The organism is Kitasatospora sp. NPDC034023, from assembly GCF_055575795.1.
In genome coordinates this window covers 121,253-146,124 of record NZ_JBVIRY010000025.1, presented here as the reverse complement: position 1 = coordinate 146,124, position 24,872 = coordinate 121,253, and the positions used below count along the sequence as shown (strand labels likewise).

Annotated in this window: 13 protein-coding genes and 1 rRNA gene; 11 read left to right on the top strand and 3 right to left on the bottom strand. The window is 73.5% G+C overall.

What is annotated here, in order from left to right; all coding sequences use genetic code 11:
• Nucleotides 1-87 (top strand): 5S ribosomal RNA (rrf, locus tag ACZ52R_RS29240); the annotation flags it as partial.
• A 61-nt stretch (nt 88-148) separates the two neighbouring features.
• Nucleotides 149-994, top strand: a complete 846-nt coding sequence (locus tag ACZ52R_RS29235) for a phosphatase PAP2 family protein (RefSeq protein WP_465623236.1) — start codon at nt 149-151, stop codon at nt 992-994.
• A gap of 12 nt (nt 995-1,006) precedes the next feature.
• Here the strand turns inward: ACZ52R_RS29235 and ACZ52R_RS29230 are convergent, their stop codons facing one another.
• Nucleotides 1,007-1,570 (bottom strand): GPR1/FUN34/YaaH family transporter, encoded by a 564-nt coding sequence (locus ACZ52R_RS29230; protein WP_360505145.1) that lies wholly within the window; start codon nt 1,568-1,570, stop codon nt 1,007-1,009.
• 256 nt (nt 1,571-1,826) lie between these two features.
• Nucleotides 1,827-4,388, bottom strand: a complete 2,562-nt coding sequence (locus ACZ52R_RS29225) for a SpoIIE family protein phosphatase (protein ID WP_465623233.1) — start codon at nt 4,386-4,388, stop codon at nt 1,827-1,829.
• Between the two features lie 510 nt (nt 4,389-4,898).
• Between ACZ52R_RS29225 and ACZ52R_RS29220 the strand changes: the two genes are divergently transcribed.
• The 8 genes from ACZ52R_RS29220 to ACZ52R_RS29185 all read left to right on the top strand — a co-directional run bounded on the left by ACZ52R_RS29220 (nt 4,899) and on the right by ACZ52R_RS29185 (nt 17,895).
• Nucleotides 4,899-9,482 (top strand): HAMP domain-containing protein, encoded by a 4,584-nt coding sequence (locus tag ACZ52R_RS29220; RefSeq protein WP_465623254.1) that lies wholly within the window; start codon nt 4,899-4,901, stop codon nt 9,480-9,482.
• Between the two features lie 320 nt (nt 9,483-9,802).
• Entirely contained in the window at nt 9,803-10,441 is a 639-nt protein-coding gene (locus ACZ52R_RS29215; protein WP_360505238.1) for a response regulator, read from the top strand.
• A 147-nt stretch (nt 10,442-10,588) separates the two neighbouring features.
• Nucleotides 10,589-13,264, top strand: coding sequence for an FtsK/SpoIIIE family DNA translocase (locus ACZ52R_RS29210; RefSeq protein ID WP_465623232.1), 2,676 nt, complete (start codon nt 10,589-10,591; stop codon nt 13,262-13,264).
• A gap of 358 nt (nt 13,265-13,622) precedes the next feature.
• Nucleotides 13,623-14,486, top strand: a complete 864-nt coding sequence (locus tag ACZ52R_RS29205) for a helix-turn-helix domain-containing protein (protein WP_360505151.1) — start codon at nt 13,623-13,625, stop codon at nt 14,484-14,486.
• A gap of 97 nt (nt 14,487-14,583) precedes the next feature.
• Nucleotides 14,584-16,074 (top strand): 30S ribosomal protein S12 methylthiotransferase RimO, encoded by a 1,491-nt coding sequence (gene rimO, locus ACZ52R_RS29200; RefSeq protein WP_360505153.1) that lies wholly within the window; start codon nt 14,584-14,586, stop codon nt 16,072-16,074.
• On the top strand, nt 15,978-16,709 hold the full coding sequence (gene pgsA / locus ACZ52R_RS29195; RefSeq protein ID WP_396289673.1) for a CDP-diacylglycerol--glycerol-3-phosphate 3-phosphatidyltransferase: 732 nt from the start codon (nt 15,978-15,980) through the stop codon (nt 16,707-16,709). Before rimO ends, pgsA begins: the two co-directional genes overlap by 97 nt.
• A gap of 16 nt (nt 16,710-16,725) precedes the next feature.
• Complete coding sequence (locus tag ACZ52R_RS29190; protein WP_465623228.1) at nt 16,726-17,208, top strand: CinA family protein; 483 nt, start codon at nt 16,726-16,728, stop codon at nt 17,206-17,208.
• Nucleotides 17,209-17,526: 318 nt separating this feature from the next.
• Nucleotides 17,527-17,895: a helix-turn-helix domain-containing protein gene (locus tag ACZ52R_RS29185; RefSeq protein ID WP_049660741.1), complete on the top strand. Its 369-nt coding sequence runs from the start codon at nt 17,527-17,529 to the stop codon at nt 17,893-17,895.
• A 441-nt stretch (nt 17,896-18,336) separates the two neighbouring features.
• Here the strand turns inward: ACZ52R_RS29185 and ACZ52R_RS29180 are convergent, their stop codons facing one another.
• Nucleotides 18,337-23,046: an ATP-dependent helicase gene (locus ACZ52R_RS29180; RefSeq protein WP_465623226.1), complete on the bottom strand. Its 4,710-nt coding sequence runs from the start codon at nt 23,044-23,046 to the stop codon at nt 18,337-18,339.
• A gap of 234 nt (nt 23,047-23,280) precedes the next feature.
• Here ACZ52R_RS29180 and ACZ52R_RS29175 point away from each other — a divergent pair, with 234 nt between their 5' ends.
• Nucleotides 23,281-24,852, top strand: coding sequence for a S8 family serine peptidase (locus ACZ52R_RS29175; RefSeq protein WP_465623224.1), 1,572 nt, complete (start codon nt 23,281-23,283; stop codon nt 24,850-24,852).
• The last annotated feature ends 20 nt before the right edge of the window (nt 24,853-24,872 follow it).

Here is a 24,872-nt window from a genome sequence, read left to right as displayed (position 1 = left end):
GGTTACATTCCGAACCCGGAAGCTAAGCCTTACAGCGCCGATGGTACTGCAGGGGGGACCCTGTGGGAGAGTAGGACGCCGCCGAACAATCATTCCAAAAAGCCCCCTTCCCATCCGGGAGGGGGGCTTTTTGCGTTACCCTCTGCCAATGCAGAACCTGACCCTGACCTGGCAGTCCGCCGGGGGCGCCGCCGCCGGTCTCTACGCCGGCGCGTACGTCGCGTCGAGGGTTCGGAAGCCGTCCCTGTCGGCGTTGCTGCGGGAGGCCGGCACGCTGCTGGCGTTGTTCGCGCTCTGGCAGTTGGTCGGGCACCTGTCGGTGATGAGCGCGGACCATGCGGTGGACCGGGCGAGCTGGATCCACCACACCGAGCAGGTGATCGGGTTGCCCGACGAGGCCTCCTGGCAGTCGGCGGTCACGCCGTACCCGGTGCTGGTGCGGCTGGCGAACTACTACTACGCGGTCATGCACTTCGCGGTGATGCTGGGTGTCCTGCTCTGGGTGTTCGTGCGGCACCGCGAGTGGTACGCGTGGGTGCGGAACACGGTGGTGATCACGACCGCGGTCTGTCTGCTGGTGCAGTTCATCCCGGTGGCGCCGCCGCGGATGCTGCCGGGGAGCGGTTTCGTCGACGTGGCCGCGGAGTACGGGCAGTCGGTGTACGGGGGCGCGGTCGGCGGGGTGGTGGTGGCCGACCAACTGTCGGCGATGCCCTCGGTGCACGTCGCCTGGTGTGTGCTGGCCGCGGTCGCGGTGGTCCGGGTGTCGCGCAGTTCGCTGCGGTGGGTCATGGTGCTGCACCCGGTGCTGACGATCGCGGTGGTCGTCGTGACGGCCAATCACTTCTGGGCGGACGGGATCGTCGCCGTCGTGATCCTCCTCCTCGCGTACGCCGTGCTGGCGTTGGCGGCACGCCGACGGGGTCGGGTCTCCGTCTCGACGGAGACCCGACCCCGCAGTACCGCCGAGGAGCGGTGGGAACAGGTCGGTTGAGCCGTCAGCGGCTCACTTGACCGGCAGGGCGAGCTTTCCCCAGGATCCGTTGCTCAGCGCCGAGGTGGCCCAGTACCAGGCGGCGAGCCCGGAGGCGGCCGCGATCCAGCCGGCGAGCTTGGCCAGGCCGCTGTGGCCACCGAAGGTGGCGATGGCGGTGAGCAGCAGGGAGAGCGTCATCAGGCCGTAGACGGTGCGGCTGAGCAGGCCCGCGCCCCAACTGGCCGCGGTGAGGGTGAGGGCGAGCAGGGCCCACAGGAGCAGGAAGAGACCGGCGGCGTTTTTGCCGGCCCCGCCGGCCGCCGACCAGGTCGCCCAGAAGGCGCCGAGGCTGGTGAACGCGGTGCCGGTGAAGCCCTCGCCGCCGCGGAGCTGCCAGAGGCCCGCGATGAAGAGGGTGACGCCGCCGAGCAGGTGGGCGAGGTGGGCGGCGTCCCCGATGCCGGCGCCGTGCAGGATGCCGGTGGAGAGCAGACCGTAGGCGAGTAGTGTCAGGCCGAGGGCGAGGTAGCCGAGGTTACCCGCGTCGGCTCCGGTGGAGCGGGCGTTCGTTGCCCCGGTAGCGTCGTTGCTCACCGGAGGCTCCTTTCACTCTGGGCGCGCGCAGGGCGCAGTGACGCTGTGGTGTCGTTCGATGGGTGGATGCGCGCGACCGCGCCGAGGGCGCACGGCTGTGAGCGTGCGCGGGCTGCGGTCAGAAGTGATGGGCCAGCGGAGAGCCCGCTGGTCACGTCCCCGCCGGGTGGATTCCCGGTGAGATCGGTTTACCCGACCTTGGACGCTTGTACCCTTGTGAATATAACAATTTGTGACTGCGTCAGCTGTGGAACGCTCACGGCTGGCGCTGGTTGGGCACCCGCAGGGTCAGGATCGCCATGTCGTCGGACGGCGGCTCGGGGGCGAAGCGTTCGACCGCGCGCTGGACGCGGGCCGCGACGGCGCCGGCGGTCAGACCGGTGCAGCCGGTGAGCACCTCGGCGAGGCCGTCGTCGCCCAGCATCCGCCGGCCCTCGCGGCGTTCGGTGACGCCGTCGGTGACGCACAGCAGGACCTCGCCGGGGGCGAGCACCAGGTGCTCGGCGGTCAGGTCGAGGTCGTCCATGACGCCGAGTAGCGGCTGCGGAGTGGCGGCGCGGTCGACCCGGCCGTCGGTGCGCAGCCGTAGCGGCAGCGGGTGGCCGGCGCAGACCAGGGAGAGCTCGGTGCTGCCGTCCGGGCGGGGCGTCAGCTCGCCGTAGAGCAGGGTGAGGAAGCGGCTGCGCGAACCCTCGTCCAGGATGGCCGCGTTGAGGCGGCGGAGCACCTGCGGGGCGTCCAGGCCCTCGCGGGCGAGCAGCCGCAGCGAGTGCCGGGCCAGGCCGGTGACCGAGGCGGCTTCGGGGCCGGTGCCGCAGACGTCGCCGATGGCGAAGCCGTAGGTGCCCTCGCGGATGGTGAACAGGTCGTAGAAGTCCCCGCCGACCTCGTTGCCCTCGCCGGCGGCCTGGTAGTAGACGTCCACCTCGACGCCCGGGATCTCGGGCAGGTCGGGCGGGAGGAGGCTGCGCTGCAGGGCCTGGCTGGTGGCGGTGCGCTCGGAGTAGAGCCGGGAGTTGTCGAGGGCGAGGGCGGCGCGGCGGGAGAGGTCCTCGGCGAGTTCGAGGATCTCCTGGCGGAACCGGACACCGGCCGGGACGCCGAGGGCCAGCAGGCCGATGACGCGGTTGCGGGCGGTCAGCGCGATGACGACGGTCTCGCCGAGCAGGCCGGCGAGTTCGGGGCTGTCGGTGAGGCCGCCGGCCTCGGCGGTCTTGGCGGGCGCCGTCCAGAAGCGGACGCCGTGGCTGGGGCCGGCCTCGGGGACGGGGGTCTTGTCGAGCAGGTCGCGCAGTGGGTCGATGCGGTCCTCGTCCTCGTGCAGGACGAAGGCGAGCCGGGCCGGGGAGGTGTGGTCGGCGGTGGTGTAGAGGGCGCACCAGGAGGCCAGGGTGGGGACGGCCATCTGGGCCATCAGCGCGAGGGTCTGTTCGTGTTCGAGGGTTCCGGCCAGCAGGTCGGAGGCCTCGACCAGGAAGGAGAGCGAACCGCGGCGCAGCCGTTCGAGCTCGGTCAGCCGGGTGCTCTCGACGGCCAGGGCGACCCGGTCGGCGGCGAACTGCAGGCGCAGCGCGTCCTCGTTGTCGTAGCGGCCGGGTGCGGTGGCGGCGATGCCGAGCGAGCCGATCAGGCGGCCCTCGACCTTGAGCGGGACGGTGAGCAGGGAGCGCATGCCGCTGTCGGAGAGCAGGGGCAGGCCGGTGGGACGGGCGGTGAGGTCCTCGTGGACGGAGGGCAGCCGGGCGGAGTCGTAGCGGTTGCCGGTCTCGATCGGGAAACGGTTGTGCCGGCGGTGTCCGGAGGTGAGGCCGGTGGCGGCGCGGACCTCGAACTCGGTCTCGTCGTCGGTGGTGAGCAGCAGGTACGCGGCGTCGCCGTCGAGCAGGTCGCGGGCGCGTTCGACGGTGCGCTGCAGCAGGGTGTCGAGGTCGTCGGTGGCGACCGGGCCTGCCATCAGGTCGAGGCGGGGGCCGGCCGGGTCGGGGCGCTCGCCGGGCAGGGCGCGGGCGGGGGAGCGCAGGACGGCGCGGTCGGGGTCGAGGACGAGCAGACAGAGGGTGGACGGGACGCCCTCGGTGTCGCGCACGCGCACCTGGACGCCGTACACCTCGACCTCGTGGCCGTCCTGGCGGCGGATCCCGTAGCCGCCCTCCCAGCGGGCCAGCCGCAGGGTGTCGGTCAGGGCGAGGCCGCGGCCGGGGGACTGCGGCCAGACGGCGAGGTCGGCCCAGGGGCGGCCGAGAGCGGTGGCGGCGGGGTACTGGAAGAGGGCTTCGGCGTCCGGGTTCCAGGCCAGGACGCGGCCGTCCTCGTCGAGCTGGACGACGGCGACGTGCACCGGGCCGGCACTGCTCGGCAGGTCGCTGCCGGGGGTGGCGGGAACGGCGTAGCGGGTGCCGAGCACGTGTGCGGGCAGCTGGAGGCGGAACCAGACGGTCTTCCGGCCGGCCGCGTACTCGACGCCCCACCGTTCGGCGAGGGCGGAGCACATCAGCAGACCGCGGCCGCCCTCGCCGTCGGGGTCGGCGTAGCGGTCGGAAGCGGTCACGGGCCCGTCGCCGAGGGAGGGCAGGCCGCGTTCCGGGTGGTGGTCGGTGACCTCGATCCGGACGGTCTCCTCCTCGCGCAGGCAGCAGACCTCGGCGGCGGTGCCGGCGTGCACGACGGCGTTCGTGACCAGTTCGCTGACCAGCACGATCGCGTCGTCGACGACCTCCGGCAGGCCCCAGCCGAGCAGCGCATCGCGGACGAAGCCCCGGGCGGCGGCCGCGGACCGGCCGTCGGGGTCGAAGGTGGCGGCTGCGCGCGCGGTGACCACGTTGCCACTTCTCCTCTGCTGCTCTTGCCCTGGCGCTGTCCGGGGTGCGGCGCCGACTTCCCCGCGCGCGCCGTCGGGGTGAGCGGCGTCGCTGGGTCGGGTCGTGGCCCGGTGCAGCGCTCCACCCTACTTTCCGCTTGGTTCCCCGTGGGGGCGGGGAGTCGAAACAGGCACCTGAGGGTGATTCTGCCCACCTGTTTCGGACGGTGCGGTACCAACCGTGCGCAACCGGCCGTACACCGGGCGCCAGTGCTGCCAGACTGGGGGGTCCGCGATGACCGGTACGAGCAGTACGGTCGTGTGGGTGCCGGTGCGCGCAGGCCGCCGGTACACAGCCCAGCCGGGCCGGTGCCCGGGCACGTGCCGCACCGGCACGGGCGGCCACCGGACAGTTCACGATGTGGGAGGGGCCCGTTGAGTTCGGCCACCAAGGACGCAACCGGTACGACGCCGCCCGCCCAGCGCGGCGGCCGCTCCGGGACCGCGCCGCGGAACGCGGCCGGCCGGCGAGTGAGTCACAACCGCGGCGCGGAACCCGCCGAGCTGCGCAAGCTGCTGTCCGCGCTGACGGCGATGCGGGACGGCAACTTCCGCCGCCGACTGACGGTTCCGGGTGACGGGCCGCTGGCGGAGATCGCCGCGGTGTTCAACGAGGTCGCCGAGCGCAACCAGCACCTGACCGGTGAACTGGCCCGGGTGCGGCGGGCGGTGGGCCGGGAGGGCCGGCTGAACGAGCGGCTGGAGACCGGCGCCGGCGAGGGCGCCTGGATGGCGGCGGTCGACAACTGCAACGCGCTGATCGACGACCTGGCCCGTCCGATGTCCGAGGTGGGCCGGGTGCTGACCTCGATCGCCGAGGGTGACCTGGACCAGAAGATGGAGCTGCGCTCGCTGCACAGCAACGGGGTGAGCCACCCGCTGCGCGGCGAGTACCTGAAGATCGGGCGGACCGTCAACGGACTGGTGGACCAGCTCTCGGAGTTCACCGACGAGGTGACCCGGGTGGCCCGCGAGGTCGGCACCGAGGGCAAGCTCGGCGGCCAGGCCAAGGTCCGTAGCGTGTCGGGCAGTTGGAAGGACCTGGCGGACTCGGTCAACACCATGGCCGGGCGGCTCACCGCGCAGGTGCGCAACATCGCCCAGGTGACCACGGCGGTGGCCAAGGGCGACCTGTCCCGCAAGGTCACCGTCGAGGTGGCCGGCGAGATGCTGGAGCTGAAGAACACCGTCAACACGATGGTGGACCAGCTGAACGGCTTCGCCGCGCAGGTCACCGGGGTGGCCCGGGACGTCGGCACCGAGGGGCGCCTCGGCGGTCAGGCGCAGGTGCCGGGGGTGGCCGGGGTCTGGCGGGACCTCACCGACTCGGTGAACTTCATGGCCGACAACCTGACCGGCCAGGTCCGCAACATCGCCCAGGTGACCACGGCGGTGGCGCGCGGCGACCTCTCGCAGAAGATCGAGGTGGACGCGCGCGGCGAGATGCTGGAGCTGAAGAACACCATCAACACGATGGTGGACCAGCTTTCCGGCTTCGCCGAGCAGGTGACCAGGGTGGCCCGCCAGGTGGGCACCGAGGGCCGGCTGGGCGGTCAGGCGCAGGTGCCCGGGGCGGCCGGGGTGTGGCGGGACCTGACCGACAACGTCAACTTCATGGCGAACAACCTCACCGATCAGGTGCGCAACATCGCCCAGGTCACGACCGCGGTGGCCAAGGGCGACCTGTCGCAGAAGATCCAGGTGGACGCGCGCGGGGAGATCCTGGAGCTGAAGAACACCATCAACACGATGGTGGACCAGCTGTCGTCCTTCGCGGACGAGGTGACCCGGGTGGCCCGGGACGTCGGCACCGAGGGCATCCTCGGCGGCCAGGCGAGCGTGCCCGGGGTGTCCGGGACGTGGAAGGACCTGACCAACTCCGTCAACCTGATGGCCAACAACCTGACCAGTCAGGTCCGCAACATCGCCGAGGTGACCACCGCGGTGGCGCGCGGCGACGTGTCGAAGAAGATCACCGTCGACGCCCGGGGCGAGATCCTGGAGCTGGTGACCACCGTCAACACCATGGTCGACCAGCTGTCGGCGTTCGCCGACGAGGTGACCCGGGTGGCCCGCGAGGTGGGCACCGAGGGGATCCTGGGCGGCCAGGCGCGGGTGCGCGGGGTGTCGGGCATCTGGAAGGACCTGACCGACAACGTCAACTTCATGGCGTCCAACCTGACCGGCCAGGTGCGCAACATCGCCGAGGTCGCCGGTGCGGTGGCCCGCGGCGACCTCTCCAAGAAGATCTCCATCGACGCGCAGGGCGAGGTGGCGGCGCTCGCCGCGACGCTCAACACCATGGTCGACCAGCTGTCCTCCTTCGCGGTGGAGGTCACCCGGGTGGCCCGCGAGGTGGGCACCGACGGCACTCTGGGCGGTCAGGCGAGCGTGCCGGGGGTGGCCGGCATCTGGAAGGACCTGACCGACAACGTCAACCTGATGGCCAACAACCTGACCGGCCAGGTGCGCAACATCGCGCTGGTGATCACCGCGGTCGCCCGCGGCGACCTCTCGCAGAAGATCGACGTCGACGCGCGCGGCGAGATCCTCCAGCTCAAGACCAGCATCAACACCATGGTCGACCAGCTCTCCGCGTTCGCCGACGAGGTGACCCGGGTCGCCCGCGAGGTGGGCACCGACGGACGGCTCGGCGGTCAGGCCCGGGTGCCCGGCGTGGACGGCACCTGGCAGGACCTGACCGAGTCGGTGAACGAACTGGCCAACAACCTGACCCGGCAGGTGCGCGCGATCGCCCAGGTCGCCACCGCGGTGACCAGGGGCGACCTGAGCCTGCGGATCGACGTGGACGCCGCGGGCGAGCTCGACGAGCTCAAGGACAACATCAACCAGATGATCGCCAACCTGCGCGAGACCACCCGCACCAACCAGGAGCAGGACTGGCTCAAGACCAACCTCGCCCGGATCTCCGGCCTGCTCCAGGGCCGCCGGGACCTGGAGGCGGTCGCCTCGCTGATCATGACCGAGCTGACCCCGGTGGTCTCCGCCCAGCACGGCGCCTTCTTCCTCGCCCAGCCGGCCGGCCGCACCGCCGAGCTGATCACCGAGGACGACGACGAGAACGACACCGTGCTGCGCCTGATCGGCAGCTACGGCTACCAGCGGCGGGCGATGCCGACCACCTTCCGCCCCGGCGAGTCGCTGATCGGCCAGGCCGCGGTGGAGAAGCGGGCGATCATCCTCAAGGAGGCGCCCCCCGGCTACCTCAAGATCGCCTCCGGCCTCGGCGAGGCCTCCCCGGCGCACATCGTGGTGCTGCCGGTGCTGTTCGAGGGCCGGCTGCTGGGCGTGATCGAGCTGGCCACCTTCAGCTCCTTCACCACCGTCGCACTGGACTTCCTGAACCAGATCGCCGACCTGATCGGCGTCACCGTCAACACCATCAGCGTCAACACCAAGACCGAGGGCCTGCTGTTGGAGTCCCAGCGCCTCACCGCCGAACTCTCCATGCGATCGGCCGAGTTGGAGGCGCGCCAGGAGGAACTGGAACGCACCAACGAGGAGTTGCAGGAGAAGGCCGAGCAACTCGCCCAGCAGAACCGCGACATCGAGATCAAGAACAGCGAGATCGAGGAGGCGCGGCAGGTCCTGGAGGAGCGCGCCGAACAGCTCGCCCTGGCCTCCCGGTACAAGAGCGAGTTCCTCGCCAACATGTCGCACGAGCTGCGCACCCCGCTCAACTCGCTGCTGATCCTGGCCAAGCTGCTCTCCGACAACAACGAGGGCAACCTCTCGCCCAAGCAGGTCGAGTTCGCCGACACCATCCACGGCGCCGGCTCCGACCTGCTCCAGCTGATCAACGACATCCTCGACCTGTCCAAGGTCGAGGCGGGCAAGATGGACGTCCGCCCGGCCCGGATCGCCCTGGTCCAGCTGGTCGACTACGTGGAGGCCACCTTCCAGCCGGTCGCGCTGGACAAGAACCTGGACTTCGCCGTCCGGGTCTCGTCCGCCCTGCCCGTCACCCTGCACACCGACGAGCAGCGGCTCCAGCAGGTGCTGCGCAACCTGATCTCCAACGCGGTGAAGTTCACCGACGCCGGGGCCGTGGACTTCTCGATCCGCCCGGCCGGCGCGGAGGTGCCGCAGCACGTGCGCGAGCGGCTGCTGGAGTCCGGCTCGATCCAGGGCCCGGACGACGAGCTGATCGCCTTCTCGGTCTCCGACACCGGCATCGGCATCCCCGACAACAAGCTGCGGGAGATCTTCGAGGCGTTCAAGCAGGCCGACGGCACCACCAGCCGCAAGTACGGCGGCACCGGCCTCGGCCTGTCGATCAGCCGCGAGATCGCCCGGCTGCTCGGCGGCGAGATCCACGCCGAGAGCGAGCTGGGCAAGGGCTCCACGTTCACGCTCTACCTGCCGCTGCGCACCGAGGCCCCGGACACCGCCGGGGAGCCGCGCCCGGGCGAGCGCCCGTCCGCGTCGAACACCCAGACACCGCGCGCCTCGGTCGGCGTGACCCCAGTGGGCCTGCCGGTGCCGGTCGGTGAGAACCCGGCCGACCACTGGGCCCAGGAGGTCCGCGAGCTGGCCGAGGAGCGCCGCCGGGGCGCCGTGGAGCGCCGACGCAGCGCAGCCCTGGAGAGCGCCGCCGGGCCGCGGGCGGTGGAGCCCGTGCAGCCCCGCCCGGTCAACGGCGACCGGCGCTTCGACGGCCAGCAGGTGCTGATCGTGGACGACGACGTCCGCAACGTGTTCGCCCTCACCAGCGTGCTGGAGCAGCACGGCCTGACCGTCCTGTACGCCGAGAACGGCCGCGAGGGCATCGAGATGCTGGAGCAGCACGAGAGCGTGGCGCTGGTCCTGATGGACATCATGATGCCGGAGATGGACGGCTACGCGACCACCGAGGCGATCCGCCGGATGCCCCAGTTCGCCGGCCTGCCGATCATCGCGCTGACCGCCAAGGCGATGATGGGCGACCGGGAGAAGTCGCTGGAGGCGGGTGCCACCGACCACATCACCAAGCCGGTGGAGACCGATCACCTGCTGTCGGTGATGCACGACTGGCTGAGCGGGGACCGTGCGTGAGCGAGCGAAACGAGCCGGGCGCAGGGCGGGCGGGGGAGGCGCGAACCCCGTCGCGGGCCCCGGGGTCCGCGCCTCCCGGGCGGCCGGTTTGCTGGCGGACGGGCCCGGGAACCCGGTAGGGTCACCGATCGTTGCGAACAGTGACCGGATGGCGACGCCCTGCTGAGCGTGCGCCGGGGTACTGGCTGCGCGCCGCTCCGGATCGGATCACGACGGAGCGATGTGCCGGGCGAGGGGGTGCGGCTAGCATGACCGGGGTAGCGGTGGGCAGTACGCGGGTGCCGGCACCGGGCGGCAGGCAGGCGACAGGAGGGCGGGCCCTGATGCAGAAGGCGAAGATCCTCCTGGTCGACGACCGACCGGAGAACCTTCTGGCACTGGAGGCGATCCTCTCGGCGCTGGACCAGACACTGGTGCGCGCCGCCTCCGGCGAGGAGGCGCTCAAGGCGCTGCTCACCGACGACTTCGCGGTGATCCTGCTGGACGTCCAGATGCCCGGGATGGACGGTTTCGAGACCGCCGCCCACATCAAACGCCGCGAGCGCACCCGGGACATCCCGATCATCTTCCTGACCGCGCTCAACCACGGCCCGCACCACACCTTCCGAGGCTACGCGGCCGGGGCCGTGGACTACATCTCCAAGCCCTTCGACCCGTGGGTGCTGCGCGCCAAGGTCTCCGTCTTCGTCGACCTGTACGTGAAGAACTGCCAGCTGAAGGAGCAGGCCGCGCTGTTGCGGCTGCAACTCGAGGCGGGCGGCGGCGAGCCGGCCCTCGGCGGGGCGCTGCTGGGCGAGCTGTCCGCGCGGCTGGCGGCGGTCGAGGAGCAGGCGGAGGCGCTCGGCAAGCAGCTGGACGAGGTCGAGGACGCCGGGGTGGCGGCGACCGCCGCGCACCTGGAGCGCAAGCTCGTGGCGCTGCGCCGGGCACTGGACGCGATGCGCCCCGGAAGCTCCTGATCCGCTGCCGTACGTTCACCCGTCCGGGTGGTTCCGTGCGGCGGTCGGGTGAATCCCGGTCAGTGTGACGGTGTGTCTGCGACACGTCCGGGCGGCCCGGCTCGGGCGCATGTGCACCGGTGGTCCACCCCGGTAGGCTGCTGAGCCATGGCCACTCGCACGCCCGGAAACGCAGCACGTAAGACGAGTCCGGGACCGTCCAAGAAGGCCGCGGCGAAAGCCCCGGGCAAGCCACCCGTGAAGAAGGCGGCGGCGAAGAAGGCGGCTCCCGCGAAGAAGGCGGCGGCCAAGTCGGCCCCGCCGCCACCCAAGCCGTCCCGGTCGGTGCTGATGGGCGCCCTGAACGCCCTGGCGAGTCCGATCGCCGCGATCTTCCGGGGCTTCGGCGACGGTGCCAAGAACCTCGACCCGGCCCACCGCAAGGACGGGGTGGGCCTGCTGCTGTTCGCGCTCGCGCTGGTGACCGCCGCCGGCACCTGGTTCAGCCCGCAGGGCTGGCTGGGCGAAGCGGCCACCGCCGTGGTGTCCGGAATGTTCGGCCGGCTCGACGTGCTGGTGCCGTTCCTGCTGGCCGCGATCGCGATCCGGCTCTGGCGCCACCCGGAGCTGCCCGAGGCCAACGGCCGGATCATGATCGGGCTGAGCACCCTGCTGATCGGCGTCCTCGGCCTGGTCCACATCGGCTGCGGCGCGCCCATGATGGGCAGCGGCGCCTCCCGGATAAGGGCGGCCGGCGGCATCATCGGCTGGGCCGCGTCCACCCCGATGATGGCCGCCGCCGGGCCGGCGCTCGCCGTGCCGCTGCTCCTGCTGCTGGCCTTCTTCGGCCTGCTGGTGGTCACCGCCACACCCGTCAACCGCATCGGCGAGCGGGTCCGGTGGGTCGGCATACGGCTCGGCGTGGTCGAGCCCGGGCCCGAGGACGAGCTGCGCAGGGGGCGTGCGCCGGAGCGCGAACTGTCCACCGAACCGCCGGAGGACGCCGACCCCGACGCGCTGCCGTTCACCGTGGACACCGATGGTGACGACCCGACGGACGAGGTGGGCGCCCGGCGGCGCCGCCGCGGGCGCAGGCGGAGCGATCCGGACGACCCGGCGGCCGTCCGGGTCTCCCTGGACAAGGAGCCGCTGGACCCGTACGCCACCCGCGACCTCGCCGCCGGCGCGGCCGCCGACCTGGACGGTGCGCTGGTCTACGGCGTGCCGGCCTCCTCCGCGGTGGCGGACATGATGCACCAGGTGCAGGACCACACCGCACCGCCGGAGGAGCCCGCCGTCCCGGCCGCCCGCAGTGGCCCGGACGCGCCCGAGGAGCACGGCCCGGCGCCGGTGCGGATGGAGCAGCTCCGGCTCGGCGAGGGCATCGGTTACGCGCTGCCCTCCCTCGACCTGCTGGAGCGCGGCGGCCCCGCGAAGGCCCGCAGCGCCCTCAACGACGAGGTGGTCGCCCAGCTCACCAGCACCTTCACCGAGTTCAAGGTGGACGCCCGGGTCACCGGTTTCACCCGCGGCCCGACGGTCACCCGCTACGAGGTCGAGCTCGGCCCGGCCGTCAAGGTGGAGCGGATCACCGCGCTCGCCAAGAACATCGCGTACGCGGTCGCCAGCCCGGACGTGCGGATCATCAGCCCGATCCCGGGCAAGTCCGCGGTCGGCATCGAGATCCCCAACCGGGACCGCGAGATGGTCAACCTCGGCGACCTGCTGCGCTCGCGCACGGCCGCCGAGGACACGCACCCGATGGTCGTCGGCATGGGCAAGGACGTCGAGGGCCACACCGTGATGGCCAACCTCGCCAAGATGCCGCACATCCTGGTGGCCGGCGCGACCGGCGCGGGCAAGTCGTCCTGCATCAACTGCCTGATCACCTCGATCCTCGCCCGGGCCACCCCGGACGAGGTGCGGATGGTGCTGGTCGACCCCAAGCGGGTCGAGCTGACCGCGTACGAGGGCATCCCGCACCTGATCACGCCGATCATCACCAACCCCAAGAAGGCCGCCGAGGCCCTCCAGTGGGTCGTCCGCGAGATGGACACGCGCTACGACGACCTCGCGGCGTTCGGCTTCCGGCACGTGGACGACTTCAACGCGGCGGTGCGGGCCGGCAAGGTCACCCCGCCGCTGGGCAGCGAGCGGGAGCTGCGGCCGTACCCGTACCTGCTGGTGATCGTCGACGAGCTGGCCGACCTGATGATGGTCGCGCCGCGCGACGTCGAGGACTCGGTGGTCCGGATCACCCAGCTGGCCCGCGCGGCCGGCATCCACCTGGTGCTCGCCACCCAGCGGCCCTCGGTGGACGTGGTCACCGGTCTGATCAAGGCCAACGTGCCCTCCCGACTGGCCTTCGCGACCTCCGCGATGGCCGACTCCCGGGTCATCCTGGACCAGCCCGGCGCGGAGAAGCTGATCGGCAAGGGCGACGCGCTCTTCCTGCCGATGGGCGCGAGCAAGCCGATCCGCATGCAGGGCGCATTCGTCACCGAGGCGGAGATCGCCAGGGTGGTGCAGCACTGCAAGGACCAGCTGGGCGCCGTCTACCGGGACGACGTGACGGTCGGCGGCGGGCCGAAGAAGGAGATCGACGAGGAGATCGGCGACGACCTGGACCTGCTCATCCAGGCGGCCGAGCTGGTGGTCTCCACCCAGTTCGGCTCGACCTCGATGCTCCAGCGCAAGCTCCGGGTCGGCTTCGCCAAGGCGGGCCGGCTGATGGACCTGATGGAGTCGCGCGGGATCGTCGGCCCCAGCGAGGGCTCCAAGGCCCGCGACGTCCTGGTGCAGCCGGACGAGCTGGACGGGGTGCTGGTGACCCTGCGGGGCTGACGCGCAGGGCCGTCCGCCGCCGTGCCGTCCGTCGCCCTCGGGCCGTCCGCTGCCGCCGTGCCGTCCGTCGCCCGGTGCGCCGGACGGCCCCGTGTCCCGGACGAGGTATCACTCGTTCGGAGGAGGGTAGGCGCGGTTCGGGGAGCCCCGCGGAACCGAACGTCCACACACCGCGTCACAGGCCGGAAAGCGATCCCGGGGTTCCCCGCGTGCGGCTCCGCTGACGGCCGGTCAACGGGGTGCCGGACCCCGGTCGGAGCGGGCGCGCACGTTCGGTCCTGCTCCGCTTGAGAAACGATCCGCCCACGCCCCTAGACTGTTCCCCAGCAGGTGGCCATCCGCTCGAAAGGCGTGCCCCGTGACCATCGGCAAGTCTCCCGACCGCGAGAACACTCCGTCGTCCGTCGAACCGACCGACGACGCGGTGCAGTCGGCCGATGCCCCGAGCATCGGCCGGGTGCTGTCCGCCGCCCGGATCGACGCGGGACTCACGGTGGACCAGGTGAGTACCGCCACCCGCGTCCGGGTGCCGATCGTCCATGCCATCGAGGAGGACGACTTCGGTCGCTGCGGAGGCGACTTCTACGCCCGCGGACACATCCGCCTGATCGCCCGTGCCGTCGGCGTGGACGGCGACGAGCTGGTCGCCCGCTACGACGCCGCGCACGGCGGCCCGCCCGCCGCCAAGCGCCCGGCGAGCGGGCTGATCGACAGCGGCCCGATCAAGGTGCCCAGCCGCGGCCGGCCGAACTGGGCGGCCGCCATGGTCGCCGCGATCGTCGCGGTGGTCGCCCTGATCGGCTTCAACCTGGTCAGCGGCAAGGGCGGGCACGGCACCACCGGCTCCGCCAGCGCGCCGCTGCCCAGCGGCTCCGGCACCGGCTCGGTCGCCCCCGCCGCGACGCCCGCCGTCCAGCCGCCGGCGCCCGCGCCGAGCGCCGCCGCGATCGCCGCCGTCCCGGCCGACAAGGTCACCGTGAAGCTGGTCGCCGAGGGCACCAGCTGGGTCTCGGCGATGAACAGCAGCGGCAAGTCGCTGTTCCAGAACAACATCAGCGACGGCCAGGACCAGACCTTCACCGACCCCAAGCAGATCCGGCTGGTGCTCGGCAACGGCGGGGCCGTGCACGCGTACGTCAACGGCAAGGACCTCGGCCTCCTCGGCAAGGACGGGCAGGTGGTGCACGTCACGTACACCCCCGGAGACCCGCAGGCGGGCTGACCACAGGGGCCGGCGAGGCCCCGTGATGATCAGCTGATTCGAGGCGCGCGGCCTCCGGGGCGAACGGCACCGGAGGCCGCGCGTTAATCTTGGCCCTATGCCTGAACGCCGTACTGTCGCCCTTGTCACGCTCGGATGCGCCCGCAACGAGGTGGACTCCGAGGAACTCGCCGGGCGACTGGAAGCCGACGGCTGGTTGCTCGTCGACGACGCCGCCGAAGCGGACGTCGCCGTCGTCAACACCTGCGGCTTCGTCGAGGCCGCCAAGAAGGACTCCGTGGACGCCCTGCTGGAGGCCAACGACCTCAAGGGGCACGGCCGCACCCAGGCCGTCGTCGCGGTCGGCTGCATGGCCGAGCGGTACGGCAAGGAGCTCGCCGACGCGCTGCCCGAGGCGGACGGCGTGCTCGGCTTCGACGACTACTCCGACATCTCCGACCGCCTGCAGACCATCCTCTCCGGCGGCCACCACGCCCCGCACATCCCGCGCGACCGCCGCAAGCTGCTGCCGATCAGCCCCGCCGAGCGGCAGTCCGCCGCCGAGGCCGTCGCACTGCCCGGCCACGGCGCCGAGGCCGCCGCCGAGCCGATCACCGACCTGCCCGAGGGCCTCGCCCCGGCCTCCGGCCCGCGCACCCTGCGCAAGCGGCTGGACGACAACCCGGTCGCCTCGGTCAAGCTCGCCTCCGGCTGCGACCGGCGCTGTTCCTTCTGCGCCATCCCGGCCTTCCGCGGGTCCTTCATCTCCCGCCGCCCCTCCGACGTGCTGCACGAGGCCCAGTGGCTGGCCGGGCAGGGCGTCCGCGAGATCGTCCTGGTCAGCGAGAACAACACCTCGTACGGCAAGGACCTCGGCGACATCCGGCTGCTGGAGACGCTGCTCGGCGAGATCGCCGCGATCGAGGGCGTCGAGCGGGTGCGGGTCTCCTACCTGCAGCCGGCCGAGATGCGCCCGGGCCTGATCGACGCGATGACCGGGACCGCCGACGTGGTGCCCTACTTCGACCTGTCCTTCCAGCACTCGGCGCCCGCCGTGCTGCGCCGGATGCGCCGCTTCGGCTCCACCGACCAGTTCCTGGAGCTGCTGGGGACCATCCGCGACAAGGCCCCGCAGGCCGGCGCCCGGTCCAACTTCATCGTCGGCTTCCCCGGTGAGACCGAGGAGGACTTCGCCGAGCTGGAGCGCTTCGTCACGCACGCCGGGCTGGACGCGATCGGCGTCTTCGGCTACTCGGACGAGGACGGCACCGAGGCCGCGACCTACGACGGCAAGCTCCCCGAGGACGTGATCGCCGAGCGGCTGGACCGGCTGAGCCGGCTGGCCGAGGAGATGACCGCCCAGCGGGCCGAGCAGCGGATCGGCACCGAGGTCGAGGTGCTGATCGAGTCGGTCGAGGACGGCGTGGTCGAGGGCCGGGCCCTCCACCAGGCACCGGAGACCGACGGCCTGACCACCCTCGAGGGCGTCGAGGCCCCCGAGGTCGGGCAGTTCTGGCGGGCCAAGGTCGTCGCCAGCGAGGGCGTCGACCTGATCGCCGAGGCGCTGGAGCAGGTGCGGGTCCGCTTGGTCCCGGGAGCCGGGGCATGACCAAGGGGCCCGGCGCCCCGGCCGCGGCCCACCCGGGGAGACCGGCGGCCGCGGTGCCGTCGACCCCGAGGATCTGGAACATCGCCAACGTGCTCACGATGGTCCGGGTGCTGCTGGTGCCGGTCTTCGTGCTGCTGCTGTTCGCCGACGGCGGGCACAACCCCAAGTGGCGCTCGGTCGCCTGGGCCTCCTTCGCCGTCGCGATGATCACCGACCTGTTCGACGGTGAACTGGCCCGCCGCAAGGGCCTGGTCACCGACTTCGGGAAGATCGCCGACCCGATCGCGGACAAGGCGATCATGGGCTCGGCGCTGATCGGCCTCTCGCTGCTCGGCGACCTGCCCTGGTGGGTCACCGTGGTGATCCTGGCCCGCGAGCTGGGCATCACGCTGATGCGGTTCTGGGTGATCCGCTACGGGGTCATCCCGGCCAGCCGCGGCGGCAAGCTCAAGACGCTGACCCAGGGCACCGCGGTCGGCATGTACGTGCTGGCCCTGACCGGGTGGCTGGCCACCGGGCGGGCCGTGCTGATGGGGCTGGCGGTGCTGCTGACCGTCGGCACCGCGCTGGACTACGTCGGCCAGGCGCTGCGACTGCGCCGCGAGGGACAGGCCGCGGAACGCGCGGGCCGTTGAGCGACGGGGGAGACGAGTGGCGGAGCACGACTACCGGCTGGCCGAGCGGGCGCACGCCGCGCTGCGGGCCGAGGGCGGCACGCTGGCCGTCGCCGAGTCGCTGACCGGCGGCCTGCTGGCCGCCGCCCTGGTGGACGTCCCCGGGGCGTCCGCGACCTTCCGGGGCTCGGTCACCGTGTACGCGACCGGGCTGAAGGCCTCCGTGCTCGGGGTGGACGAGGGCCTGCTGGACGTGTACGGGCCGGTCCACCCGGTGGTGGCCCGGCAGATGGCCGAGGGGGTGCGCGGGCTGCTGGGGGCGACGTACGGGCTCGCGACCACCGGGGTGGCCGGTCCCGACCCGCAGGACGGACAGCCGGTGGGCACCGTACACCTGGCGGTCGCCGGCCCGGGGGGAACTCTGGTCAGTTCGCCCCTGCTGTCGGGCGGGCGTGCCACAATCCGTCACGAGGCAGTGACTGCCGCACTGGAGCTGCTCGTCGGTCGGCTCGCACGGTAGGGCACCCGCTCCGGCGGATCTCCACCGAACCGAGATCCGCCGATCCGGTGCCCGGGTATGTCACAGCTGGAGGATCGTGTTACATCCAACGGCCTGGTTGGGCAGAAACCAGGTGGCGAACGAATTGCGTGACGGTGGCCGGGTGGCCCGCATCGGGTACCACGAGGGGCCCGCGAACCCCGGTACGACACCGGAACGAGGAGGGGGACAGCCTTGCAGCCCAGAGTGAACACGACCAGGGTCCCCGCACGCGATGCGGGCAAGGCGGTACGGTGGGGGCGTGACATCTCGATCCGCAGTCCGAGGAGGGAGGCACCGATGATCCTGCTCCGTCGCCTACTGGGCGATGTACTGCGTCGGCAGCGCCAGCGCCAGGGCCGCACACTCCGCGAGGTGTCGGCGGCAGCCAGGGTTTCGCTCGGATACCTCTCCGAGGTCGAGCGGGGACAGAAGGAGGCCTCCTCGGAGCTGCTCTCCGCCATCTGCGACGCACTCGACGTCCGGATGTCCGAGGTCATGCGCGAGGTCAGCGACGAACTGTCGCTCGCCGAACTTGCGGCGATGGCCACCCTCTCCGAAGGTGATCTGCTGAGGCCGGTACTCGAACCGGTTCCGCTGCCCGCCCCCGGCACCGACCGGGCGAACATGTCGCCCAAGGCCGCCGCGATGGACGTGGTCGCCGCCTGATCCCGGCCTCGACTCCCGGGCGTACCCGCCCGGGGCGAGCGAAGGGAGGGCGGTCGTGCGGAGAGACACGATGGTGCGCCCGATGGCCCGAATACGGGCACGGGCGCGGCTGTTGCTCCGGCTGTTGTTCCGGGTGCGGCGTCCGGTGCGGTGGGTCCTGGCGGCGGTGGCGGCCGGGCTCGCCTGGTGGCTCCTGGTCGTCCGGGGGCAGTCGGCCGACGGCGCGGTGCTCGGGCTACTCGCGGCCGGAGGCTGGGGCCTCGGTCTCATACCGGTCCATGCCGACCGGAACGCGACCGGACCCGCCCCCCGCCGACGCGGGGAACCGGTACGGCCGGTGGAGGCGCAGCCGCCACCGATCGGGTGATCAGACGTGGCCGGAGGCCGCGGGGTCCTGGACCCTGCGGCCTCCGGTGTGTTCGGGGCGCCCGCGGCGTTGGCCTACGGGCGCAGGCGCAGGCCGCGCGGGGTGGCGTGGAAACCGGCCTCCTCCAGGGCGCGGCCGAGGTCCGAGCCGAGGGCGGGCTCGCCGTTGGCCCGCTCCACCGTGACGCTGCCGAGGGCGCCCTCGCGGACGGCGGCGGCCAGCGCTCCCGCCGCGAGCGCCCGGGTGGCCCCGTCCTCCGGCCAGGCCAGCAGGGACTTGCCGCCGCGCTCCACGTACAGCGCCAGATCGCCGTCCACCAGGACCACCAGCGCGCCCGCCTTGCGGCCCGGGCGGTGGGCCGTGGACTCCTTGCCGCCGGGGGCGGTCGGCGGCTCCGGCCACGGCAGGGCGGCGCCGTAGGCGTTCGCCGGGTCGGCGGCGGCCAGCACCAGCGTCTGCGGCGGCTCGGTGGCCGGGGCGGCCGGCCACTCGGCGGCCCGGGCCCGCTCCAGCCGGCCGCTGACCGAGCGCAGCCGGTCGGCCGCGCCCTCCATGGCGAACTGGGCGCCGCCGAGGCCCTCGACGAAGTAGCCCCGGCGGGCCCGGCCGCGCTCCTCCATCGCGGCCAGCACCCGGTAGACCCCGGCGAAGCCACCGGGCACCCGTTCGGCCGCCACCGTGCCGCGGGTGAGCAGGCCGTGCCGGTCCAGCAGGTTCTGCGCCCGGGCGGTGGCCCGGACCGTCGGGTCGGCGGCGAAGGCGGGCAGCAGCGACCAGCGCCCGGCCACCGTCGGCGGGCCGCTGCGCAGGGCGCCGCCGGCCCGGCCGAAGGCGCGGCCCGCGCCGCCGTAGCGGCCGCGCGGGGTGGCCCGGGGCGCGCGGTGGGCGGTCGCGCCCGCCGTCCGCCCGGAGCCCAGCAGGGCGCGCAGCGGGGCGAGGGTGTCATTGGTGACGTAGCCGGCCCAGACCAGGTCCCAGAGGGCCGCGACGGCCTCGGGCTCCGGGGTCTCCTCCGGGAGCTGCTGGACGAGCTGGCGGAAGAACAGGCCGTAGCCGCCCGCCAGTGCGGACATCAGCGCGCTGTGCAGCGGAGTGAGCGCGGGCGGGACGGGCTCCGGGCGCAGCAGATGGGCGTTCTCGGCGAGGTGGAGGCTCAGCCAGCCGTCCTTGCCGGGCAGCGCGCCGGCCCCGCACCAGCCGATCTCGCCGGCCGCCGTCAACTCGTCCAGCAGGCCGGGGGAGTAGTCGGCGAGCCGGGCCGGGAGGACCAGCTTCTCCAGGGCGGAGGCGGGCAGCGCGGTGCCCTGGAGCTGCTCGACCACCCGGAGCAGGCCGTCCGGGCCGCGCAGCCGGTGGCCGGCCAGGTGCTGCCACTGCGGGAGGAAGGCGGCCAGGGCGCGCGGCGGCACCGGCTCGACCTCCTGGCGCAGCGCGGCCAGCGAGCGGCGGCGCAGCCGGCGCAGCACCTCGGCGTCGCACCACTCGGGGGCGATGTGGCTCTCCGCGGGCCGGAACTGGCCCTGGACCAGGCGGCCGGCGGCGGTGAGGCGGTGCAGAGTGCCGGTGACGACGGCGGTGCCGAGGCCGAAGCGGTCGGCGGCCTCGGCGGCGGTGAACGGGCCGTGGGTACGGGCGTGGCGGGCGATCAGATCGCCCAGCGGGTCCTTGACCGGCTCGGTGAAGGCCTCGGGGACGCCGACCGGCAGCGGGGTGCCGAGCGCGTCGCGCAGCCGTCCGGCGTCCTCGATCGCGGCCCAGCGCCGCTCGCCGGCGATCCGGACCTGGATCACCCGGCGGGCGGCCTCCAACTCCAGGGCCCAGAGCGGCTCGGCGCCGCGGACGGTCAACTCGGCCTCGGCGAGCGGGCCGAGCAGGCGCAGGGCGTCGGCGACGCCCTCGGCGTCCTTGATCCGGCGCTCGGGAGTGAGGCGCTGGAGTTCGGCCTCCAACTCGGCGAGCACTTCGGGGTCGAGCAGCTCGCTCAGCTCGGCCTGGCCGAGGAGTTCGGACAGCAGCCGGGAGTCGAGCGACAGGGCGGCGGCCCGGCGCTCGGCGAGCGGGGAGTCGCCCTCGTAGAGGAACTGGGCGACGTAGCCGAAGAGCAGCGAGCGGGCGAACGGCGAGGGTTCGGCGGTGGTGACCTCGACCAGGCGGACGGCACGGGACTCGAGGTCGCCCATCAGCTCGACCAGGCCGGGGACGTCGAAGACGTCCTGCAGGCACTCCCGGACGGCCTCCAGCACGATCGGGAACGAACCGTACTCGGAGGCGACCTCGAGGAGTTGGGCGGCGCGCTGGCGCTGCTGCCAGAGCGGGGTGCGGCGGCCGGGGTTGCGGCGCGGGAGCAGCAGGGCGCGGCCGGCGCACTCGCGGAAGCGGGAGGCGAACAGGGCGGAGCCGCCGACCTGGTCGGTGACCAGCTGCTCGATCTCGCCGGGGTCGAACAGGGCGGCGTCGGCGCCGACCGGGGCGTCGTCCGGGGCCGAACCCGCGGGTTCGGAAGGGCTGCTGAAATCGAAGTCGGGGGCCAGCAGATCGGCGTCCGGGAGGCGGAGCACGATGCCGTCGTCGGCGTGCATGACCTGGGGGTCCAGGCCGTGCTTCTCGCGCAGCCGGGCACCGAGGGCGAGGGCCCAGGGGGCGTGCACCTGCGCGCCGAAGGGGGAGTGGACGACGATCCGCCAGTCGCCGAGCTCGTCCCGGAAGCGCTCGACCACGATGGTGCGGTCGTCCGGGAGGTGGCCGCAGGCCTTGCGCTGTTCGGCGAGGTAGTCGAGCAGGTTGGCGGCGGCCCAGTCGTCCAGGCCGGCCCGCTTGAGGCGCTCGGTGGCGGCCTCGGGCTGCAGCGCGCCCAGCTCACGGGTGAACGCGCCGAGGGCGCGGCCGAGTTCGAGCGGGCGGCCGAGGGTGTCGCCCTTCCAGAAGGGGAGCCGGCCGGGGATCCCGGGGGCGGGGGTGACGAGCACCTTGTCGTGGGTGATCTCCTCGATCCGCCAGGAGGTGGTGCCCAGGGTGAACACGTCGCCGACGCGGGACTCGTAGACCATCTCCTCGTCGAGCTCTCCGACCCGGCCACCGCCCTTCTTGGGGTCGGTGCCCGCGATGAAGACGCCGAACAGGCCGCGGTCGGGGATGGTGCCGCCGGAGGTGACGGCCAGGCGCTGGGCGCCGGGGCGGCCGGTCACGGTGCCGGCCACCCGGTCCCACACCACGCGGGGGCGCAGCTCGGCGAAGGCGTCCGAGGGGTAACGGCCGGCCAGCATGTCGAGCACCGCGTCGAAGGCGGACTGCGGGAGGGTGGCGAAGGGCGCGGCGCGGCGGACCACGGCGAGCAGCTCGTCCACCGGCCAGGCGTCCAGGGCCGTCATCGCGACCAGCTGCTGGGCGAGCACGTCCAGCGGGTTGCGCGGGATGCGCAGCGCCTCGATCCGGCCGGCCCGCATCCGCTCGGTGACCACGGCGGACTGCACCAGGTCGCCCCGGTACTTGGGGAAGAAGACGCCGGTGGAGACGGCGCCGACCTGGTGGCCGGCCCGGCCGACCCGCTGCAGGCCGGAGGCGACCGAGGGCGGGGACTCGACCTGGACGACCAGGTCGACGGCGCCCATGTCGATGCCCAGCTCCAGGCTGGAGGTGGCGACCACGGCGGGCAGCCGGCCGGCCTTCAGCTCCTCCTCGACCAGTGAGCGCTGCTCCTTGGAGACGGAGCCGTGGTGGGCCCGGGCGATGACCGCGGGAGCGCCCTTGGCCGCGCCCGAGCCGCCCATCAGCTGGGCCGGGGCGTGCGCCTCGGGGACGACGGCGCCGGTGGCGCGCTCGTGGGCGATCTCGTTCAGCCGGTTGCACAGGCGCTCGGCCAGGCGGCGGGAGTTGGCGAAGACGATGGTCGAGCGGTGCGCCTCGACCAGGTCGACGATCCGCTCCTCGACGTGCGGCCAGATCGAGGCCTGCCGCTGCGGGTCGCTGTCGGCGGCGCCGCCGGTGGCGGGCGCGGCGGGCAGGTCGTCCAGGTCGGGGACGGGGACGACCACCGACAGGTCGAAGTCCTTGTCGGCGGGGGGCTGGACGACGACGGCGCCGCGCTGCGGGCTCAGGTAGCGGGCCACCTCCTCGACCGGGCGGACCGTCGCGGACAGGCCGATCCGGCGGGCCGGGCGCTCCAGCAGTTCGTCCAGCCGCTCCAGGGTGAGCGCGAGGTGGGCGCCGCGCTTGGTGCCGGCGACCGCGTGCACCTCGTCCAGGATCACCGTGTCCACGCCGCGCAGGGCCTCCCGGGCGGCCGAGGTGAGCAGCAGGAACAGCGACTCGGGGGTGGTGATCAGGATGTCGGGCGGGTGCGTCGCGAAGCGGCGGCGGTCGGCCGCCGGGGTGTCGCCGGAGCGGATGGCGACCTGGACCTCCGGCTCGGGCAGGCCGAGCCGGACGGCGGCCTGGCGCAGGCCGGTGAGCGGGGCGCGCAGGTTCCGTTCGACGTCCACCGCGAGGGCCTTGAGCGGTGAGACGTAGAGGACCCGGCAGCGGTGCTTGGGCTCGGCCGGGGGCGGGGTGCTGCTGAGCCGGTCGAGGGCGGAGAGGAAGGCGGCGAGCGTCTTGCCGGAGCCGGTGGGGGCGACCACCAGGACGTCCGTCTCCCGCCGGATGGCGCGCCAGGCCTCGGCCTGGGCGGTGGTGGGGGCGGAGAAGGCACCGGTGAACCAGGCCCGGGTGGCCGGGGCGAAGCCGGCCAGGGAGTCGTCGGCCGGCGGGGAGTCATCGCCGGGCGGGGTCGGGTGCTGGGGCGCCATGCCCCCATGGTGCCGGGTGGGACCGACAACCGTGCGCGTGGCGAGCTGGGCCCGGTGGGGCGACCGGGCGCGGGGCGAGGGCGGGGGCAGGCGAGGCGGCCGTGCGAGGGGTGCGGGCTGGAGGGGCCAGGGGGGTGCAAGCCGGGGAGCAGAAACGACAATCCGCTCATATGGTGATGATTTGGAAGCATGATCCATCCGTGACCCACCGGACCGACGAGCGGAGACCGTGCGATGGCGCAGGCGCACCCGTCGGACAGGCCCGCCCGCGCCGGCCGGCGCCGCCGGGTCCGCGGACCCGCCCGGGCCCTGCTCGCGATGCTCCTCACGGCGCTCGTGGTGGGCGGGGCCGTCCCGTACGTCTCCGGGCCGGGGCGCCCCTACCTCAGCTACCTGGTGCTGGCCGCGCGGGAGGACGCGTCCGGGGCGGCCCGGGCCGGGGCGGAGAGCCGGGCGGCGGGCGGACAGGTGGTGCAGGAGTACCCGCAGATCGGGGCCGTCCTGGCGTACGCGACCGGAGGGTTCGCGGACAAGGTGCGCACCCGGCCCGGGATCGCCGCCGTCGGTGCGACCCGGACCGCGCCGGTGGTGGCGCCGCCCCGGGCGGTGGACGGGGCCGGGGACTTCACGGCGGGCGCGGGCCGCGGCGAACGCGGGACCGCCGGTGCGGACCGCGCCGGCGCCGACCGGGCGGACAGCGGGACCGCCACCGTGCCCGACCCGGCCGAAGGCGGCGCCTGGAACCTCGCCCTGCTCGGCGCGACCGCGACGCGGGCCGGCGACGCGTCCCCGGCGCCGAACGCCTCCCCGGCGCCGAACGGCGCCCCCGCGAGCGGCGTGCCGGACCCCGGGACGCTGCACCGGGTGCTGGTCGCCGTCCTGGACTCCGGCGTGGACGACACCCACCCGGACCTGCGCGCCGCGGTCGACCCGAAGGCCTCCGCCTCCTGCGCCGACGGCCGGCCCGACGCCCGCACCGGCGCCTGGCGGCCCGACCCCGGGGTGGGCGAGAGCGGCCACGGCACGCACGTCGCCGGGATCGTCGGCGCCGCCCGGGACGGCCGCGGCGTCACCGGGGTCGCGCCCGGCGTGCGGATCGCCGCCGTCCGGCTGCTCGGACCGCTCGGGCAGTACTACGCCGAGAACATCGTCTGCGGGCTGCTCTGGGCCGCCGACCACGGCGCCAAGGCGATCAACAACAGCTACTTCGCCGACCCGTGGAAGTACAACTGCCCCGAGGACCGGGACCAGGCCGCGCTGATCGCCGCCGTCGACCGGGCCGCCGGGTACGCCCGGAGCAAGGGCGCGGTCGTGGTCGCCTCGGCGGGCAACGACGCGCAGGACCTCGGCGCCCCCCGGACCGACGAGCGCAGCCCCAACGACCGGGTCACCGGTCCGGCGCAGACCCGCTACCTGGGCACCGAGTGCGTCCGGCTGCCCGGCGAACTGCCCGGCGTCGTCACCGTCGCCGCCGTGAACCGGGACGGCCACCCGTCCGCCTACTCCAACTACGGGCGCGGCCGGATCTCGCTGGCCGCCCCCGGCGGCGACCCGGACGGTGGACCGCAGAACGCGATCGTCTCCGACTGGCCCGGCGGGCAGTACACGGCGCTGGCCGGCACCTCGATGGCGGCCGCGCACGTGACCGGCGCGATCGCGGTGGCGGCGGCGCTGCACCCCGACCTCGGCTCCGACGCGCTGGCGGCACTGCTCGCGAGCACGGCGGCGGCCGGCTGCCCGCCGGGGCCGTACGCCTGCGGCGATCGACAGTACTTCGGGGCGGGGCTGCTGGCGCTGCCGCGGTGACCCGTGCGGCGAGGCCGGGT